This is a genomic window from Cellulophaga sp. (assembly GCF_039943695.1).
Classification (GTDB): domain Bacteria; phylum Bacteroidota; class Bacteroidia; order Flavobacteriales; family Flavobacteriaceae; genus Cellulophaga.
On sequence record NZ_JBDVAA010000230.1, the window covers coordinates 1 to 18234 of the forward strand.

The window sequence follows — 18234 nt, forward strand, 5'->3', positions numbered from 1 at the left end:
CAGCTTATAGTTTATCCTTCTTTAATGTTTTACTCAAGAGAAGAACTAATAAAATGGTATCATTCTGGTAGGGACCGTATATTTATATTTGCTATTATACTAACTCCAGGACACCTAATTACATCTGTTTTACAACTTATAGACAGACAAAATATGTATACAATAGTTAGCGTTTTATGTATTGCTTTTATGTGGTTTCAGCACATTGTAATTATAGAACCAAAACACGGTAAAATAATAGCAGGAGTAGATTCTTCTGAAGAAATAAGAAAAAGTATAGCAAAACAAAACCTAGTAAGAATAGTTATAATTACATTCTTACTAGGTTGGACTATTTATAATACTATACAAAGTACTACTATGTGGTTATAATAAAAATTATACTCGCGTAATTTTTGCTCCTATAGCTCTTAAACGCTCGTCTATATTTTCGTAACCTCTGTCTATTTGTTCTATATTGTGTATTGTAGATGTTCCTTTTGCAGATAATGCTGCAATTAATAAAGATACACCAGCTCTAATATCTGTAGATACCATAGTTGTAGCCATTAACGTAGATTTAAAGTCGTGCCCAATTACTGTTGCTCTGTGCGGATCACACAAAATAACTTTTGCCCCCATATCTAGTAACTTATCTACAAAAAATAAGCGACTCTCAAACATTTTTTGATGTATTAAAACTTCTCCTCTTGCCTGTGTAGCAACAACCAAAATAATACTTAATAAATCTGGTGTTAATCCTGGCCAAGGCGCATCAGATATTGTTAAGATAGAACCATCTATGTAGTTCTGAATCTCGTAACCATCTTTATGCTCTGGTATATAAATATCATCTCCTTTACGCTCTAATGTAATACCTAATTTTCTAAAAACAGTAGGTATTTGTCCCAAATCGTCCCAACTTACATCTTTAATTGTAAGTTCACTTTTTGTCATAGCTGCAAGACCAATCCAACTACCAATTTCTATCATATCTGGCAACATTCTGTGCTCTGTGCCACCTAGTGCATCTACTCCTTCAATTACTAAAAGATTAGAACCTACACCTGTGATTTTTGCCCCCATACGGTTAAGCATTTTACACAATTGCTGCAAATACGGTTCACAAGCTGCATTATATATAGTAGTTGTACCCTCTGCTAAAACAGCTGCCATTACTATGTTTGCTGTACCAGTTACAGAAGCTTCATCTAAAAGCATATATGTACCTTTTAGCTTATCTGCTTCTACACCATAAAAGTATTCTTCTTTATTGTATCTAAACTTTGCTCCAAGGTTAATAAAGCCCTCAAAATGAGTATCTAATCTACGACGCCCAATTTTATCCCCTCCTGGTTTAGGAATATATCCCTTACCAAAACGTGCTAATAGTGGACCTACTAGCATTATAGATCCACGCAAACCACGACCATCTTCTTTAAACTGGTCTGACTGTAAGTAGTCTAGGTTTACATCATCTGCTTTAAACGTATAAGAACCTTTACCTCTTTTTTGAATTTTTACACCCAAATCTTCCAATAAAGCTATAAGTTTATTAACATCTACAATGTCTGGTATATTATTTATTTGCACTTCCTCTGGTGTAAGTAACACCGCGCAAAGTATTTGTAAAGCTTCGTTTTTAGCTCCTTGCGGAGTAATTTCTCCTTGTAGACGTTGACCGCCTTCAATTTTAAATGTCCCCATTTAAGATTCTATTATTTAGTACCGTTTTTTACCTCGGTTGTTGTTATTTCTTTGATTGTTTTTTGAGTTTGTATATCTCGTGTTAGATTTTGCTACTTTGTTCTTTAAAAACTGACCACTATCAGTAAGTACTTCATTTTTTGCAGCTAAATCTATTCTTCCGTCACTTAACTCATACAAATGTTTAAAAATAGCTGTATCATCTACAACATCTTTATTCCAGTTTAAGTAACATTTTTTCATATGGTTTGCAATTGCATACTCTAAACCATCTCTCATATCACCTTTTTCCCACTCTACAGCAACATCAATCATACGTTTAATGTTATTACCGTAAAACCTGTATTTTGGAAAATTTTGAGGATAATCTAATGGCTCTGGACGTTCTTGCAACATTTCCTTTGTTGTAATAGGAAAAGGAGATTCTACATCTAATTTAAAATCTGACATTATAAATAGCTGATCCCAAAGTTTGTGCTGAAAATCTGGTACATCTCTAAGATGTGGCTGCAAATTACCCATTACGCTAATAATAGCCTTAGCTACTTTATTACGCTCCTCTGCATCTTCTATAGATACGGCGTAGTCTACCATTTTTTGAAAATGACGACCATATTCTGGAATAATGAGCTGATCACGCTCAGTATTATACTGTAAGTTTTCTACTAAATTCAAACTAAAAAAGATTTATGCTAATTTATATTCTAAACGTGAAGTTATACGCTTATGTTCTGCAAAGTACTAAAATAAATAAAACAAACACCATTTATGGGTAGTTTTATAAAGATATTACTCCTTTTACCTTACCAACTTCTACATATTTAGCAATAACAGCATCCGGATTTTTCATATTTACAGTAATAGAAACACTTGTATATTTGCCGTTTTTAGACTTTTTAGACTCTATAACTGCTCCTGTATTATTAAAAATCTGTTCTATTTGCTTAAACTTTTCTTCATCTGTAGGAATAATAAATTTATACAGGTAATTAGATGGCCAACTGTTATTTAACTCTAGTTGCTCTTTTAGCCTTGCGTAAAATTCTTCTGGGTTATCTGTATTCATACTTTATTTTTTACAAAGATAATGTAATGCTATATTTTATACTACTTTTTGTGTAGTTCCTATTTTAGTTATCTTTGTTACTTTAATCTAGTATATTGAAACCAAAAAAAATAGTTATTACAGGCGGTCCTAGTACAGGAAAAACAACAGTTATTAATAAGATTGATGCTCTTGGGTATACTTGTTTACACGAGATATCTAGAGATGTTACCTTGGCTGCCAGAGAAGAAGGTATTACACAGCTTTTTTTAACCAATCCTTTGCTTTTTAGCGATAAATTATTAGAAGGACGTGTAAATCAATACCATAACGCTAATAGCTTAGAAAAAGATATTGTTTTTCTAGATCGTGGCGTACCAGATGTTGTTGCCTACTTAAACGGCACAGACATTAAATATGGAGAAAACTACAACCAAGCATGTACAAATACAAAGTACGATGTTATTTTTATTTTTCCACCGTGGGAAGAAATACATTCTAATGACAATGAAAGGTATGAGGATTTTGATGAAGCAAAACGGCTGCACAGTCTACTAGACCAAACATACAGAGATTATGGCTACACACCTATTATTGTACCTACCGGAACTGTAGAGGAACGTACTAACTTTATTTTAAATACTTTAAACATTAGCTAGTGCATAAAAGTCCGCAAGATATTTTACAACAATACTGGGGCTATGCCAGCTTTAGAGGCTCGCAAGAAAAAATTATTACTACTGTTTTAGAGCAAAAAGATGTTTTAGCTTTATTACCTACTAGCGGAGGAAAATCTGTATGCTACCAAGTACCTGCTCTTTTACAAGAAGGCATTTGTATAGTTGTGTCTCCTTTAATTGCTTTAATTGAAGACCAAGTAAATAGTCTTAAAGAAAAAGGCATAAAAGCTTTAGCACTTACTGGCGGTATTTCTTTTGAGGAAGTAAATAACCTTTTAGACAATTGTGTTTTTGGTAATTATAAGTTTTTATACTTATCTCCAGAACGCTTACAACAAGATTTGGTTAAAGAACGCCTATTACAAATGAATGTAAACCTTATTGCCATTGATGAGGCTCACTGTATATCTCAATGGGGAAACGATTTTAGACCTGCTTACCAAAACTGTAGTGTTTTAAGAGATATTTTTCCTATTGTACCTGTAATTGCTTTAACCGCTACAGCAACAAAAAAAGTAGCATCAGACATTGTAGAAAATCTTCAATTTAGAGACTCCTTAATTATAAAAGATTCTTTTTCTAGAGATAATATTACCTACAAGGTTATATGGACAGAGGATAAACTTTATCAATTAAAACAACTTTGTAAAGACAGTAACAACAGTGCAATAGTATACGTTAGAACAAGACGTTTGGCAGAACAAATATCTAACTACCTTAACACAAACGGTTTTTCTACTACATTTTTCCATGGAGGAGTACCCAAAAAAGACAAAAAAACATTACTCACAAATTGGCTTAAAAACAAAACTAAAATTATTGTAGCAACCAATGCTTTTGGTATGGGTATAGATAAACCAGATGTGCGTTTGGTTGTGCATTATCAAATTCCAGATAGTATAGAAAACTACTACCAAGAAGCTGGTAGAGCCGGTAGAGACCAACAAGAGTCCAGCGCCGTTTTAATTTTAAATAAAGAAGATGAAAACCAAGTAAAACAACAGTTTTTAAGTGTTTTACCAGATGTTAAGTTTTTAAAATTATTGTACAATAAGTTAAATAATTATTTCCAGATATCTTATGGTGAAGATACACAGGAAACGTTTCAACTAAATTTTAATAATTTTTGCAATACCTATAAGTTAAAAGGAATGTTAACATATAATGCTCTAAAAGTTTTAGATCAGCATTCTGTATTAACGTTAACAGAAAATTATAACAAGCAGGCAACTGTACAATTTACAGCAACAAAACCAACTTTAAATCAATATTTAAGTACACACCATAAACTAGTGCCAATTATACAAACCCTACTAAGAACATATGGTGGTATTTTTGAGTTTCCAATAAAAATTAACACAGTACTGTTATCTAATAAAATAAATATTGATGAAAACACTATTTTACAAGCGTTAGAAAAATTACAAAAAGATGAAATAATTAATTACACTGCTCAAAATAGCGATTTAGAAATAACTTTTCTTGTACCTAGAGAAGATGACCAAACTATTAATTCGTTCTCTAAAAAAGTAAAAGAACTACAACAAGTTAAAGTAAATAATATAGAAGCAATGCTACAATATATTAATAATGATAGCATTTGCAGAAACGTACAACTCCTTGCTTATTTTGGAGAAAAAAAGAAAAGGTGTGGTAAGTGTGATGTTTGCCTAAGCAAAGGCCCATCTACCAATAGTAGTATTATAGATCTTGTTTCTACAGAAATAATTACAAAATTAAAATCTACTAATTTAAGCTCTAGAGAGTTAATACAACTACTACCCTATAAACAAGAAGTTGTTTTAGAAACACTGCAGTCTTTACTAGAAGATCAAAAAATAGATATAAACACACAAAATAAATATACCCTACAATAATATGAGCAATTTACGCATTGTTTTTATGGGAACGCCAGACTTTGCCGTTACCATTTTAGATAGTTTAGTACAACATAAATATAACGTAGTTGGTGTTATTACTGCTCCAGACAAGCCAGCGGGTCGTGGCAGAAAAATACACACTTCTGCCGTAAAACAATATGCAGAAAAAAACAACCTTAATATATTACAACCAACAAACTTAAAAAATCCAGATTTTGTAGCAGAACTAAAAGCATTAGATGCTAACCTGCAAATTGTGGTTGCTTTTAGAATGTTACCCAAAGTAGTTTGGCAAATGCCTAAATACGGTACATTTAACCTGCATGCTTCTTTATTACCACAATACCGTGGTGCTGCTCCTATTAACTGGGCTATTATAAACGGAGAAACAGAAACAGGTGCTACTACTTTTTTTATTGATGATAAGATTGATACAGGAGAAACTATTCTTCATAAAAAAACAAACATCTCTTCTACAGAAAATGCAGGTACTTTACACGACAGATTAATGCATTTAGGGGCAGAACTTGTTATAGAAACCGTAGAACTAATTGAAAAAGGAAATGTAACTACTAAAAAACAAGAAGATCATAGTAATTTAAAGTTAGCTTACAAAATACACAAAGACACTTGTAAAATAGACTGGACAGCTGATGCCACAAAAACCTACAATCTAATAAGAGGACTTAGTCCTTACCCGGCAGCTTGGACAACCTTATATAATGATGACAACAAAACTGATTTAAAAATTTACGCTACAGAATTAGAAGAAGAAGCTCACAATTTAAAACCAGGAAAATTAATTTTTGATAAAAAAACAATAAAAGTTGCTGTACCTAATGGCTACCTAAAACTACTAGAAATACAACTTTCTGGTAAGCGAAGAATGAAAACTAGCGATGTTTTAAACGGTTTACAATTAAAAGAAACCGCATATTTAGACTAGCTAAGCCTATTTTTAACAGAAAAAGTCGTAGAAAAAGCCCTACTTTATTAACAAACGGTCTTAGTTATTAACAAAATGATGCATTTCCTAGCGATTTACTTGTGTTAACGCTAAATCCATATAAATTTGTTAGAAGAATATAAGTTATTAAAAACAACAATTAATTTAATTTAATTATGAACAAAACAGAATTAATCGATGCTATGGCAGCTGACGCTGGCATCACTAAAGCAGCAGCAAAGAAAGCATTAGAGTCTTTTTTAGGAAACGTAGAAGGATCACTTAAAAAAGGTGGTAGAGTTTCTTTAGTAGGTTTTGGATCTTGGTCTGTAACTAGAAGAGAAGCAAGAGACGGTAGAAACCCACAAACTGGAAAAACTATCAAAATTGCAGCTAAAAACGTTGTTAAATTTAAAGCAGGTACTGAGTTAAGCAACTCTGTAAACTAAGCTTTACATTTTAATATATAAAAAGCGCTTCTATACGTAGAAGCGCATTTTTTTTTGTAGTTATCTTTTATATCTCGTAAAATTTATTTAATTTAATCGTACAAACCCCACTATATGACCATTAATCAACCAAAAAAGGGAAACCTTCTCATAGCAGAACCATCACTAACTGGTGATGTTTCATTTAACAGATCTATTGTTTTATTAGCAGAACACAATACAGACGGATCTGTGGGTTTTATTCTTAATAAACCCTTAGAATATACTATTAACGACCTTGTTGAAGGTATAAAACCATCATTTAGAGTATATAATGGTGGACCTGTAGAGCAAGACAATTTATACTTTATACATAAAGTGCCGCACCTTATAGAGGGCAGTATAGAAATATCTAATGGTATTTTTTGGGGTGGTGATTTTCAAAAAATAGTAGGTTTAATAAACGATAATACTATTACCCAAAAAGACATTCGTTTTTTTCTAGGTTACTCTGGTTGGGATTCTATGCAGTTAGATTATGAGTTAACTTCTAAATCTTGGATTATTGCTACAAACGAACATAAAAGCTTAATTTTAGAAAAATGCACCAACAACCTTTGGAAAGAAAAAATGGACCAATTAGGAGGTGATTATCTGCTTTGGTCTAACGCACCAGAAAATCCTGCCTTAAATTAAGACAGTCTAGCTACTGCATTTAACTTACCTAGCAAATCTTTAGCTACTGTATTTGTAAATTCCTTTTTTCTGTATTTTGTTATAGACTGTATCCCTGTTATTACATTGGTTACAAATAATTCGTCTGCTTTTTGCAATTCAAAGGGAGATATAGAAGCTTCTTCTAAACTGTAATTTTCTAATTTTTCTAAACTAGCAATTAGTTTTTTTCTTGTAATACCGTTTAAACAACCATCTTTTAATGGTGGTGTTTTTATTGTATCTCCTTTAACTAAGAATAAATTACCATTTAAAGCCTCTACAACTTGTTTTTGGTTATTTAGCAGCAAACAGTTGCTGTAACCATTTTCCTTAGCGTAGATGCTGCCTAAAACGTTTATAATTTTATTGTTAGATTTTAATGTAGATAACAAACCAGAGTTTACATAATGGTCTTTAAATAACTCTACCTCATAAGCTTCATCAGAATGTATATAAAAAGCATTTTCCAATACTTTAGTCTCCATAATAAAGCTTACATTATTAGTAGTTGGTAAATATAAACCTCCATTTTTTCTAAAAACAGTAAGGCGTATACGCACAGCATTATTTTGTAGGTTATCTGCATTAATAGTTTCTAGAATTTGCTCTTCTAGATATTCCATTGTAAAGTTCATTGGAATTTCCATACGTAAAATACGCATAGACGCCATTAAACGTAGGTAATGATCTTCCCAAAAATAAATTTTTCCGTTTACAACACGTATGCTTTCAAAAAGTGAATCACCATAACGTAATCCCCTGTTTTCTTCATTTAAAAATAAAGTGTTGTTTTCTACTAATTCTCCGTTAAAATTTATCATAAAAAAAGCCTTGAAAAAAATTCAAGGCCAAAGATATTGTTTATTTCATAATTTTTAGGCAGATCCTAAGACTTGTTTTAAACTAGAAATTTGATTTGTCCATAATAACTTCCCTTCTTCTACTTCATCTTCTTCTGCAAAGTCAGAAATAAATAAAGATACATCTGAAGTAATGTCGTCTACTTTAATGCGAAGTTCAAAATAACAATCGTCATCATCATCTTCCCAAGCAAAACGAATAAATTCGTCGCTTTTTTTCTTTAGCAAATTAGCAACTTCTTCAGATCCGTCCCAAATAAAAGTAAATTTCTCTCCTCTTGAGTTAACGTTGTCTGCAAACCATTCTGATAAGCCAGATGGTGTAGATATATATTGGTAAAGCATTTGTGGTGAGGACTGTATCACAAACTCTAGCTCATAGTTAATTTTATCACTCATTCTCGTAATGTTTAGAAAAGGCAATATATATATTTCTGTATGATAAAAAAACTAAAATAGCTATAATATTTTTATCAAAATAAATTTTGATAAACAGAAAAAAGATACATATATTTGCACCCGTTAAAAAAAACACCTGGCGAGGTAGCTCAGTTGGTTAGAGCGTCGGATTCATAACCCGGAGGTCACGAGTTCAACTCTCGTTCTCGCTACAATAAAAGCGATTTAGTTTCTACTAAGTCGCTTTTTTTATTCCCTATTGTTTTAAATAGACCACATTAAATGCGCATAGTTTAAAACTCAATTTAAACTTTGTAACCTAAGTTACTTACAAAAAGCATAGTATTTTATAATTTTACTACTGTATTTTATGTAACTGCAAATTTTTAACTATGTCTATATTAACATACCTATTTGGATCTAAAACAAACACAAACAAGGCCATTACAGTACTAAATTCTGCCGAGTTTAAAAATAAAATAGAGCATATAAATGTGCAACTAATAGATGTAAGAACACCTAATGAATATAAAAACGGACACATTAAGAATGCTATAAATATAGATTTTTTCTCTAGAGATTTTATGTCTAATTTTGATAAACTAAATAGAGATGAAGCTATATACATTTATTGTAGAAGCGGTAGTAGAAGCCGTAAATCTGCAAATAAATTAGCTAGCGTTGGTTTTACCAAAATATACGACTTAAAAGGTGGTATTTTAGGATATAATTAAAGTTTAGATTAAAAAATAGAATAATTATGAGCAAGTTTTCAGAATTAATAAATAAAGATACACCTGTTTTAGTAGATTTTTATGCAGAATGGTGTGGGCCTTGCAAAACAATGAGTCCTATTTTAAAAGATGTAAAAGATAGTTTAAAAGACAAGGTCTCTATTATTAAGATAGATGTAGACAAAAACCAAACATTAGCAGCCAAATACCAAGTAAAAGGCGTACCTACAATGTTACTTTTTAAAAACGGAAAACAAATTTGGAGACAATCTGGAGTGCTTCAAAAAAATGAACTTATTTCTATAATTACAACGGCTAATTAATGATTTTAGATGAAGATTTTTGGGATAATAGATATATAACAAGTGATATTGGCTGGGATTTAGGAGAAGTATCTCCTCCTCTAAAATCTTACTTTAATCAATTAACCAACAAAGATTTACATATTTTAATTCCTGGCGGTGGTAATAGTTATGAGGCAGAATACTTACACAGCAAAGGTTTTAAAAATGTGTATGTTGTAGACTTATCTAAAACAGCGCTTCAAAATATAAAATCTAGAGTTCCAACATTTCCTTCTTCACATCTTATTCACTCTAATTTTTTTGATTTAAATATAACCTTTGATCTTATTATAGAACAAACCTTCTTTTGTGCAATATCTCCAAGCCTACGCAGTAAATACGTAGAAAAGGCATTTAACCTTTTAAACACAAATGGTAAAATTGCAGGACTCTTATTCAACATTCCACTAAACAGCACGCATCCTCCTTTTGGCGGTAATAAAGAAGAATATATAATGCTTTTTAAACCACACTTTAATATAAAAATAATGGACACTGCTTACAACTCTATAAAACCTAGAAGCGGTAACGAATTATTCATCATTTTACAGAAAAAATAACAAACCAGCTTACCCCCAAAAAAACTTTTTTTAAAACTCTTTTTGTTACTAAAGTTACATAGCGTTTAACGTTTGTGTCGTATTTTTATGGTCTAAAACCCAGGATATGGAAGACATGATCTTTTATGATAGATTGCAATTTGCTTTTACTATCACTTTTCACTACATATTTCCGCAATTAACAATGGGCTTATCATTATTAATTGTTTTTTTTAAATGGAAATATCTTAGAAACAACATTGAAAAATATAATAATGCGGCAAAATTTTTAATGAAAATTTTTGCTGTCAACTTTACAATGGGAGTTATAACTGGTATTCCTATGGAGTTTCAGTTTGGCACCAATTGGGCAAAGTTTTCTGAGCTTACAGGTAGTGTTATTGGTCAGACCTTAGCAATGGAAGGTATGTTCTCTTTCTTTTTAGAATCGTCTTTTTTAGCATTATTTATTTTTGGTGAAAAACTAATGGGTCAAAAATTACACTTTTTAACTGGTTTTTTAGTGTTTCTAGGGTCCTGGGCAAGCGGTTGGTTTATTTTAGCTACCAATGCGTGGATGCAGCACCCAGTTGGTTACGAGGTATTAGAAAACGGAAAATTTGTTTTAAATAATTTTTCTGCCTTGTTTAGTAACCCTTGGCTACTACCTGCTTTTTTACACAATCAACTAGCATCCGTTGTAACATCTTCTTTTGTTGTTGCCAGTATAGGTGCTTTTTATGTTTTAAGAAACAAACAAACTGAATACGGAAAACTGTTTTTAAAAACAGGAGTTATTTTTGGTTTAATTTCTAGCATACTAGTTGCTTTCCCTACCGGAGATTGGAATGCTAAAAACGTTGCAGAATACCAACCAGCATCTTTTGCTGCTATGGAAGGTATTTTTGAAACAGAAGAAGCTGGGGCAGAAATTGTTTTGATTGGGCAACCAAATATGGTTGAAAAAAAATTAGACAATAAAATTGCCGTACCCAATGTATTAAGTTTTTTAACCCACCAAGATTGGGATAAACAAATACCAGGAATGGACCAGTTTAAAAAAGAAGAATTACCAGATAATATACCTGCACTTTATTACTCTTACCATATAATGGTTGGTTTAGGTACTATATTTATTGGTGTTATGCTTTTATCTGCTTTCTTTTTATGGCGAAAAAAAATATATAAAATTAAACCATTGTTATGGACAATTATGTTTTTAGTTCCGTTCCCATACATTGCAAATCTAACAGGTTGGTATACGGCAGAATTAGGAAGACAACCATATTTAGTATATGGTTTATTAAGAACTAGCGAAGGTGTATCCCCTACTGTATCATCTGGTAATACCTTATTTACCTTACTTGGTTTTGTTGCCTTATATATGCTACTAGGATTATTGTTTTTAGTCCTAGTGGGAAAAACTATTAACCAAGGTCCAGAACCTAAAACACATTAAACTATGGAAGTATTTTGGTATATTACAATAGCTATTGTTTTAGCTGTATTTTTTATTTTAGATGGCTATGATTTTGGTGCAGGGATAATTCATTTATTCTTTGCCAAAAAAGAAAAAGACAAAGAGGTTATTACAAAATCTGCAGGACTATTCTGGGACTCTAATGAGGTTTGGCTGGTTGCTGCTGGTGGTATGCTTTTTATGGCTTTCCCTACATTTTATGCCTCAGTTTTTAGTGGCTTTTATTTGCCATTAATAATAGTACTATGGCTTATTATTTTTAGAGCAATAGGGTTAGAGTTTAGAGGTCAATTTAATTACCAAATGTGGAAAGATATTTGGGACAAATCTTTTGGCGTTTCTAGTTTACTATTAGCCCTTTTCTTTGGAATTGCACTTGGTAATATTGTTAGAGGCGTAAATTTAGGCAGTGTAGAAAATGGCGTATCTGCTCATGAAGGGCATTATTTTTTCTTACCATTATGGGACAGCACTTTTAGTCCGTTAAGTAAAACACCAGGTATTATAGATTGGTTTACACTAATTATAGGTATAATATCTGTGGTTACACTTGCTATACACGGTGCTAATTGGATTATTTTAAAAACAAATTCATCAATAAATAACAAGCTTAAAGGTATTGTTTTTAAGTTAAACATTATACTTGCTGTACTTACTGTATTTTCTTTAATTGTATGGCAAATAGTTAATCCTAGTTCTTTAAATAATTTTGTAGACAAACCATATTTAATAATATTTCCAATTATATATTTAACTGGATTAATTGGCTTGTTTTTTATCAAAAAAATAAAGAAAGACATTTATAGTTTTATATTATCTAGTCTAATTATTTTAGGCGGAATAACATCTTCATTAGCATCGTTATTCCCTGTAATTTTACCTTCTATTAATACTGTTAATGAGCCTTTAACAATATACAATACAGCCGCACCTGAATATGGATTATCTGTAGCCTTAAACTGGGGAATAATTGGCTTTATACTTCTTTTTGTATATTTAATTGTACAAAAAAGATTAATGGGAGGCAAAATAGATAAAATGGATTACGGACACTAAAATAAATTATTAGTATGACGGGAACATTAATTTCTTTAATTAGTATTATCATAGGTATAATAGCTGCAAACCTAACTGCTTTTTTTTATAAAAAATACTCTTTTGGTTTTACAGGAAATACTCTAATTGGTGTTTTTGGTAGCGTGTTTTTAATTAAATCTTTTGGCAGACTAGGCTTTGATGCCTGGTCTATAATGCAATATGGTACATTTAATAATAGTTTATTTATAATTAACTGTTTGGTTTCTGCTTTAGGTGGTGTATTAGGACTTTATTTATTAAAAAAAATAAAAAATAAAGTAAACAAAACAACAATAAATTAGCTTTAGATATACGTAAACAGCTTATAAGCAAATAAGTACAATAAATTGAGTATAAATAAAAATACAAGTTACATTTTTTAGCTACAATTAATTGCAATTATTGTTTACATTTGTAGCATTATGATTTTTATTGCTACAAATATTCGCCATTTAAGAAGCTTAAAAGGCGCTACACAAGAGGGTTTAGCTAAAAACTTAGGTATTACAAGAGCCCGTGTAAGTTCTTATGAAGAAGGCCGCTCTGCACCTACCATAGAAACCCTTATACAATTATCTGATTATTTTAAATTACCTATAGATATTCTTGTCCGTAACGACCTAAGTAAAGCTGCAGATGCATCTTTTATAGAGATTGGCAACCAACGTGTTCTTTTTCCTATTACAGTAGATGTAGACAATGACAATCTTATAGAAATTGTTCCTGTAGCTGCCTCTGCAGGTTATTTAGCAGGCTATGATGATCCTGAGTATATAGAACAATTGTCTAAAATTAAACTTCCTTTTTTACCAACAGGCAAGCACAGAGCTTTTCCTATAAAAGGAGACTCTATGTTACCTATGAAAAATGGAGCTTTTGTTATTGGTAAATTTATTGAAGACAGAAGAGATATTATAAGTGGAAAAACGTATGTTTTAGTTACACTTAACGACGGTATGGTTTATAAAAGAGTATACAACCAAATTGAAGAAAACAACACCCTAAAGTTAGTATCTGACAATAGTGATTACCAAGCTTATGATGTATCTATTGATGAAATATTAGAAATATGGGAATTTACCTGTAGTATTAACACACAAGAATACACAGAGGAAGAGCTTAAAATAAGCAGTATAATTACAATGTTTAATACGCTTGGTGTAGAATTAAAAGCATTAGAAAAGTCGCTATAATGATGTATACTATTATTGATGTAGAAACTACCGGACAAACTAATAGAATTACAGAAATTTCTATTTTTAAGTTTGATGGCAAAAAAGTTGTAGACGAGTTTACCTCTTTAGTAAACCCAGAATCTGTAATACCTTATTACATTACTACACTTACAGGTATAGATAATGCAATGGTTGCCAATGCGCCTACTTTTGCAGAAATTGCTCAACAAGTGTTAGATATTACCGAGGATACCATATTTGTAGCTCATAATGTAAATTTTGATTACAATGTAATACGCAATGAGTTTAAGGCTATAGATAAAGATTTTAGGCGTAAAAAACTGTGTACAATTCGTTTGTCCAGAAAACTTATACCTGGCCACAAGTCTTATAGCTTAGGAAAAATATCTAAAGACCTAAACATTACTATAGAGGGCAGGCACAGAGCAAGAGGCGATGCAGAAGCTACCGTTACACTTTTTAAAATTTTGCTAGCACAAGATGATGCAGAAACTGTTTTTAATAGTTTCCTTAAAAAAACATCTAAAGAAGGTGCTTTACCTTCTCACCTACCTACAGAGGTTTTTAATAAAATACCCAATACACCTGGTATTTATTACTTTAAAAACAAGAAAGGAAAAATTATCTACATTGGTAAAGCAATAGACTTAAAAAAAAGAGTACTTTCTCATTTTTACAGTAAAACACAAAAATCTTTAGATATGTGTAGGGAGACTGCAGATATAGATTTTGAACTATCTGGTAGCGAATTGCTAGCGTTATTAATGGAAGATGCTGCTATAAAACAACACTACCCAGAGTACAACCAATTAGCTAAAAGAAACCTAAAAAACTATGCTGTTTTTAGTTACACAGACCGTAAAGGAATAATGCATTTGGCATATAATACCTTAAAATCTAGTCCTAATCCTTTAAAAATATTTTCTAATATAAGGCAATGCAGAGCTTATGTAGAAGAACTGTGTTTTTTATTTAACTTATGTCCTAAATACTGTCACCTTCAAGAGGGTGTAGCCGCCTGTAACCACCATAAAATTAGTTCTTGTAATGGCATTTGCAGAGACAACGAAGCTCCTGAAGCTTACAACCAAAGGGTTAACCTTGCAATACAACACATTAAAGATGTAGCCGAGTTAACGATTTTAAAAGAAAAAGGGCGCACCGAAGAAGAAGAGGCTTTTGTTTTACTAAAAAATGGCACATATATGGGCTATGGCTTTATTGATAAAACAGAAACTATTAAAAATAATGAAGATATAGAGAACTATTTGATACCTCAAAAAGATAATTTAGATATTCAAAAAATATTGCGTGGTGTTAAAAAACAAAAACTAGTTTAACTTAGTTACCATCTACATAAACCCAATGTCCATTTTCTTTACTAAAGTTAGAAATTTCGTGTAAAATTATAATGTTAGAATCTTCCATATAATAAGCTTTAAACTCTACCTTACCTGTAGTATTGTGTTTGGCACCTTTATCTGTATCTAGAACAGATAACTTAATCCAATGAACAGAGTTTGTCCAATCTTTAATTTCTTTTCTCCCTCTCTTTCCTGGTCGTGTTTTACTATGGTGACTTTTTTGCAAATAATCAATATTTGCAAGCACAAAAGCACTATATCTAGAACGCATTAACTGTTCTGCTGTTTGTACCTTAGTGATGTCTAAATGAGCTTTTTCACAACAATTTTTATAAAGCTGTGTTGGTGTACAAGGACATTGCATAAACTGAGTTATTTACTATAATTAGCTGATTACTAAGTGATAAAATTACTAAATACTTTCTAAACTTATAGTATATGTAACTTTTTTTTAATTAATTGTATTATTTTACAATCTAAAAATAAGGAGTTTTATATATAAAACTCCGTAGTATTTTTCATTTTTTTAAAGTATAATTTGATTTATCTGTAATTATAATCTTTCAAAATAAATATAAACAACTACTATTTAACAACTTAAAGTAGTCTTTTATCGAAAACAAATAAACAATATGAACATTTATTAGTAACAAGGCTCAATAATTTCAATAAAATGGTTATTTTTAGAATGTTGTATCCCCCTACCAAAACAACATTTTCGCTTACAAAGTTTATAAAAAAAATATAATGCATAAGGCTATTGAAAATAATCCTAAAATTAAAAATACACTAGATCGTATTAATAATGTTGCTCGTATTGGTATATGGGAATTAAATTTAGACACAAAAAATTATAAACTAGACAAAATTACTTGTGAGATTCTTGATTTAGAAAATAGAGAAGTAATAAATCTAAAAGAAACAATTACATTATTTAAAGATAAAAAACATAGAAAAAAAATAACAGAATTAATGTCCAACTTAATTAATAGTGGTATTAGTTTTGATGAAGAAGTTGCTCTAGAAACCGTAAAAGGTAAAAAAATATGGGCTCGTAAAATTGGCTTAGCTGATATAGAAAATGGAGTCATAACCCGTGTTTATGGTATTTTTCAGGAAATTACCGAAATTAAAAAGACAGAACTTCAATTACATTCTGTAAATAGTGAATTAAAATCAATTATTAACTCAAGTGCTGTATCAATAGTATCTATAGATAAAGAAGGCAATGTAAGGCATTTTAATTCTGGAGCAGAAAATCTATTAGGCTTTAAAGCACAAGAAGTTATTGGAAATCTTGCCCCTACTTCTATTTTATTAGAAAACGAAGTAAAATCGTTAAGTGAAGAATTTGCTGCAAAGTATAATAAAGAGTATATGGATAATTTTAATCCATTTTACGAGTTAGCATTACAAAATATTAAAGACACAAGAGAATGGACTTTTCGTAAAAAAAATGGAACATTATTTCCTGTAGAACTTTCCTTAACTCCGCTAAGAAATGAGTTAGATGAACACCTAGGAATTCTAGGAATTTTTTATGATATAACAGAAAGAAAAAACGCTGAAAATGAACTCATAAAAAAGAATCAACTCCTAAACTACGCAGAACAAATTACAATGATTGGTAATTGGAGTTGGAATATGATTACCAATGAAATTAATTGGTCTACAAATATGTATAATATTTTTGGCAGAGATGCTATATTATACCCAACAATACCCTTTGAGACATACTTTAATCATATACATCCAGAAGATAGAGAAAAAGTTTCTAACTTTATAGATGACACAGTAAAGGTAAATAAGTTTACTGATGTATTACACCGCATTGTTTTAGAAGACGGCACAACAAAAACAGTACATTTATTAGGAGAACTTATTACTAACGAGTTAGGAGAGCCTATAGAAATGATGGGCACCTGCCAAGATGTAACACAGTTACGAATGGCCGAAATTAAATTTAGAGGTCTTTTAGAATCTGCTCCTGATGCCATGTTAATTATTGATGAGAATGGAGTTATACAAATTAGCAATAAACAGGCAGAAAAATTATTTGGCTACCCATCTGCAGAATTATATCATAAGCCTGTAGAACTTTTTATACCTGAAAAGTTTATGCACAGATATGAAACAAATAATAATAATTTTTTTACGAGTGCAAAAACAAACAAAATAGAAGGTAGTGAAGAGTACTTTGCTGTTAATAAACAAAAAGAAAAAATTCCTATTCAGATAAGCTTATCTCCTTTAGAGACAGAAGAAGGCTTACTTATATCTGTAGCTATTAGAGATATTACAGAACAAAAACATAATGAATATAAAATAACTAAAGCCAAAGAAAGATTAGAGGTTTTAACAGGTAATCTATTAAATAAAAATAGACAACTAGCAGATTTTGCACATATTACATCGCATAATTTAAGAGCTCCTGTTAGCAATTTAAATTCACTTTTAGGCTTTTATAACAGTGCTACAGATGAAGAAGACAAAGCAGAGGTATTTAGTAAGTTTGAGATAGTTATAGGGCACTTAACAGAAACCTTAGACACACTTGTTGAAGCTTTAAAAACATCTAACGGAGCGCCTACAGAACTAAAAAAATTAAAGTTTGAAACCATTTTAGACAAAACTAAAGAAATACTAACTGGTGAAATTCAAAAAACCAACGCTACTATAATAAGTGATTTTTCTATAATTCCGTCTGTATTATATAGTCAGTTATATTTAGAAAGTATTTTTTTAAACTTAATTAGTAATGCATTAAAATACAAGTCACCAGATCGTGACCCTGTAATACACATACAAACACAATTAGTTAAAGACAGAATAACATTAACCGTAGAAGATAATGGCTTA

21 protein-coding genes and 1 tRNA gene are annotated in these 18234 nt (G+C 30.9%); 16 read left to right on the forward strand and 6 right to left on the reverse strand.

All coding sequences use genetic code 11. The features are described from left to right. On the forward strand, positions 1 to 372 hold a 372-nt coding region (locus tag ABJD66_RS17090; RefSeq protein WP_348133896.1), incomplete at its 5' end, for a hypothetical protein. A gap of 6 nt (positions 373 to 378) precedes the next feature. Here the strand turns inward: ABJD66_RS17090 and murA are convergent. The 3 genes from murA to ABJD66_RS17105 form a co-directional block, all read right to left on the reverse strand. Continuing rightward, positions 379 to 1686 (reverse strand): UDP-N-acetylglucosamine 1-carboxyvinyltransferase, encoded by a 1308-nt coding sequence (murA, locus tag ABJD66_RS17095; RefSeq protein ID WP_348133899.1) that lies wholly within the window; start codon positions 1684 to 1686, stop codon positions 379 to 381. Between the two features lie 15 nt (positions 1687 to 1701). Next, the gene (locus ABJD66_RS17100; RefSeq protein WP_100895725.1) at positions 1702 to 2361 is read right to left on the reverse strand and encodes a DUF4290 domain-containing protein; all 660 of its coding nucleotides are present in this window, start codon (positions 2359 to 2361) and stop codon (positions 1702 to 1704) included. Positions 2362 to 2464: 103 nt separating this feature from the next. Continuing rightward, positions 2465 to 2752 carry a DUF493 family protein gene (locus ABJD66_RS17105; RefSeq protein WP_303541581.1) on the reverse strand — a complete coding sequence of 96 codons (288 nt, stop codon included), beginning with the start codon at positions 2750 to 2752 and terminating at the stop codon, positions 2465 to 2467. Positions 2753 to 2847: 95 nt separating this feature from the next. Between ABJD66_RS17105 and ABJD66_RS17110 the strand changes: the two genes are divergently transcribed. The 5 genes from ABJD66_RS17110 (at position 2848) to ABJD66_RS17130 (ending at position 7361) form a co-directional block, all read left to right on the forward strand. After that, positions 2848 to 3390: an ATP-binding protein gene (locus ABJD66_RS17110; protein ID WP_100895723.1), complete on the forward strand. Its 543-nt coding sequence runs from the start codon at positions 2848 to 2850 to the stop codon at positions 3388 to 3390. Further along, positions 3390 to 5288: an ATP-dependent DNA helicase RecQ gene (locus tag ABJD66_RS17115; RefSeq protein WP_348133903.1), complete on the forward strand. Its 1899-nt coding sequence runs from the start codon at positions 3390 to 3392 to the stop codon at positions 5286 to 5288. Before ABJD66_RS17110 ends, ABJD66_RS17115 begins: the two co-directional genes overlap by 1 nt. A gap of 1 nt (position 5289) precedes the next feature. Beyond that, positions 5290 to 6237: a methionyl-tRNA formyltransferase gene (gene fmt / locus ABJD66_RS17120; protein ID WP_100895721.1), complete on the forward strand. Its 948-nt coding sequence runs from the start codon at positions 5290 to 5292 to the stop codon at positions 6235 to 6237. Between the two features lie 176 nt (positions 6238 to 6413). Continuing rightward, positions 6414 to 6686, forward strand: coding sequence for an HU family DNA-binding protein (locus ABJD66_RS17125; protein ID WP_072302490.1), 273 nt, complete (start codon positions 6414 to 6416; stop codon positions 6684 to 6686). A gap of 114 nt (positions 6687 to 6800) precedes the next feature. Beyond that, on the forward strand, positions 6801 to 7361 hold the full coding sequence (locus ABJD66_RS17130) for a YqgE/AlgH family protein (RefSeq protein WP_100895720.1): 561 nt from the start codon (positions 6801 to 6803) through the stop codon (positions 7359 to 7361). Here ABJD66_RS17130 and ABJD66_RS17135 read toward each other — a convergent pair. Together ABJD66_RS17135 and ABJD66_RS17140 are read right to left on the reverse strand one after the other, a co-directional pair. Beyond that, complete coding sequence (locus ABJD66_RS17135; protein ID WP_348133908.1) at positions 7358 to 8203, reverse strand: aminotransferase class IV; 846 nt, start codon at positions 8201 to 8203, stop codon at positions 7358 to 7360. The genes ABJD66_RS17130 and ABJD66_RS17135 overlap by 4 nt on opposite strands. 54 nt (positions 8204 to 8257) lie before the next feature. Then, positions 8258 to 8641: an START-like domain-containing protein gene (locus tag ABJD66_RS17140; RefSeq protein WP_013622743.1), complete on the reverse strand. Its 384-nt coding sequence runs from the start codon at positions 8639 to 8641 to the stop codon at positions 8258 to 8260. 138 nt (positions 8642 to 8779) lie between these two features. Here ABJD66_RS17140 and ABJD66_RS17145 point away from each other — a divergent pair. The 9 genes from ABJD66_RS17145 (at position 8780) to ABJD66_RS17185 (ending at position 15351) form a co-directional block, all read left to right on the forward strand. Next, positions 8780 to 8853 (forward strand) — tRNA-Met (locus tag ABJD66_RS17145). A gap of 180 nt (positions 8854 to 9033) precedes the next feature. After that, complete coding sequence (locus ABJD66_RS17150; RefSeq protein WP_348133911.1) at positions 9034 to 9375, forward strand: rhodanese-like domain-containing protein; 342 nt, start codon at positions 9034 to 9036, stop codon at positions 9373 to 9375. A 26-nt stretch (positions 9376 to 9401) separates the two neighbouring features. Then, on the forward strand, positions 9402 to 9698 hold the full coding sequence (gene trxA / locus ABJD66_RS17155) for a thioredoxin (protein WP_100895717.1): 297 nt from the start codon (positions 9402 to 9404) through the stop codon (positions 9696 to 9698). Continuing rightward, positions 9698 to 10279 carry a methyltransferase domain-containing protein gene (locus ABJD66_RS17160; RefSeq protein WP_348133915.1) on the forward strand — a complete coding sequence of 194 codons (582 nt, stop codon included), beginning with the start codon at positions 9698 to 9700 and terminating at the stop codon, positions 10277 to 10279. The genes trxA and ABJD66_RS17160 overlap by 1 nt, the downstream gene beginning before the upstream one ends. Positions 10280 to 10385: 106 nt before the next feature. Next, the gene (locus tag ABJD66_RS17165; RefSeq protein WP_348133918.1) at positions 10386 to 11717 is read left to right on the forward strand and encodes a cytochrome ubiquinol oxidase subunit I; all 1332 of its coding nucleotides are present in this window, start codon (positions 10386 to 10388) and stop codon (positions 11715 to 11717) included. A gap of 3 nt (positions 11718 to 11720) precedes the next feature. Beyond that, positions 11721 to 12794, forward strand: coding sequence for a cytochrome d ubiquinol oxidase subunit II (gene cydB, locus ABJD66_RS17170; RefSeq protein WP_348133921.1), 1074 nt, complete (start codon positions 11721 to 11723; stop codon positions 12792 to 12794). A 14-nt stretch (positions 12795 to 12808) separates the two neighbouring features. Then, the gene (locus tag ABJD66_RS17175; RefSeq protein ID WP_100895713.1) at positions 12809 to 13117 is read left to right on the forward strand and encodes a hypothetical protein; all 309 of its coding nucleotides are present in this window, start codon (positions 12809 to 12811) and stop codon (positions 13115 to 13117) included. 120 nt (positions 13118 to 13237) lie between these two features. Further along, a complete protein-coding gene (locus ABJD66_RS17180) occupies positions 13238 to 14008 on the forward strand; it encodes a LexA family transcriptional regulator (RefSeq protein ID WP_100895712.1) in 771 nt (256 codons plus the stop codon). Further along, the gene (locus ABJD66_RS17185; RefSeq protein ID WP_348133925.1) at positions 14008 to 15351 is read left to right on the forward strand and encodes an exonuclease domain-containing protein; all 1344 of its coding nucleotides are present in this window, start codon (positions 14008 to 14010) and stop codon (positions 15349 to 15351) included. The genes ABJD66_RS17180 and ABJD66_RS17185 overlap by 1 nt, the downstream gene beginning before the upstream one ends. A 1-nt stretch (position 15352) precedes the next feature. Here the strand turns inward: ABJD66_RS17185 and ABJD66_RS17190 are convergent, their stop codons facing one another. Then, positions 15353 to 15739, reverse strand: a complete 387-nt coding sequence (locus ABJD66_RS17190; RefSeq protein WP_100895710.1) for a YchJ family metal-binding protein — start codon at positions 15737 to 15739, stop codon at positions 15353 to 15355. Between the two features lie 383 nt (positions 15740 to 16122). Between ABJD66_RS17190 and ABJD66_RS17195 the strand changes: the two genes are divergently transcribed. Beyond that, the coding region (locus tag ABJD66_RS17195) for a PAS domain S-box protein (RefSeq protein WP_348133928.1) at positions 16123 to 18234 on the forward strand (2112 nt) is incomplete at its 3' end.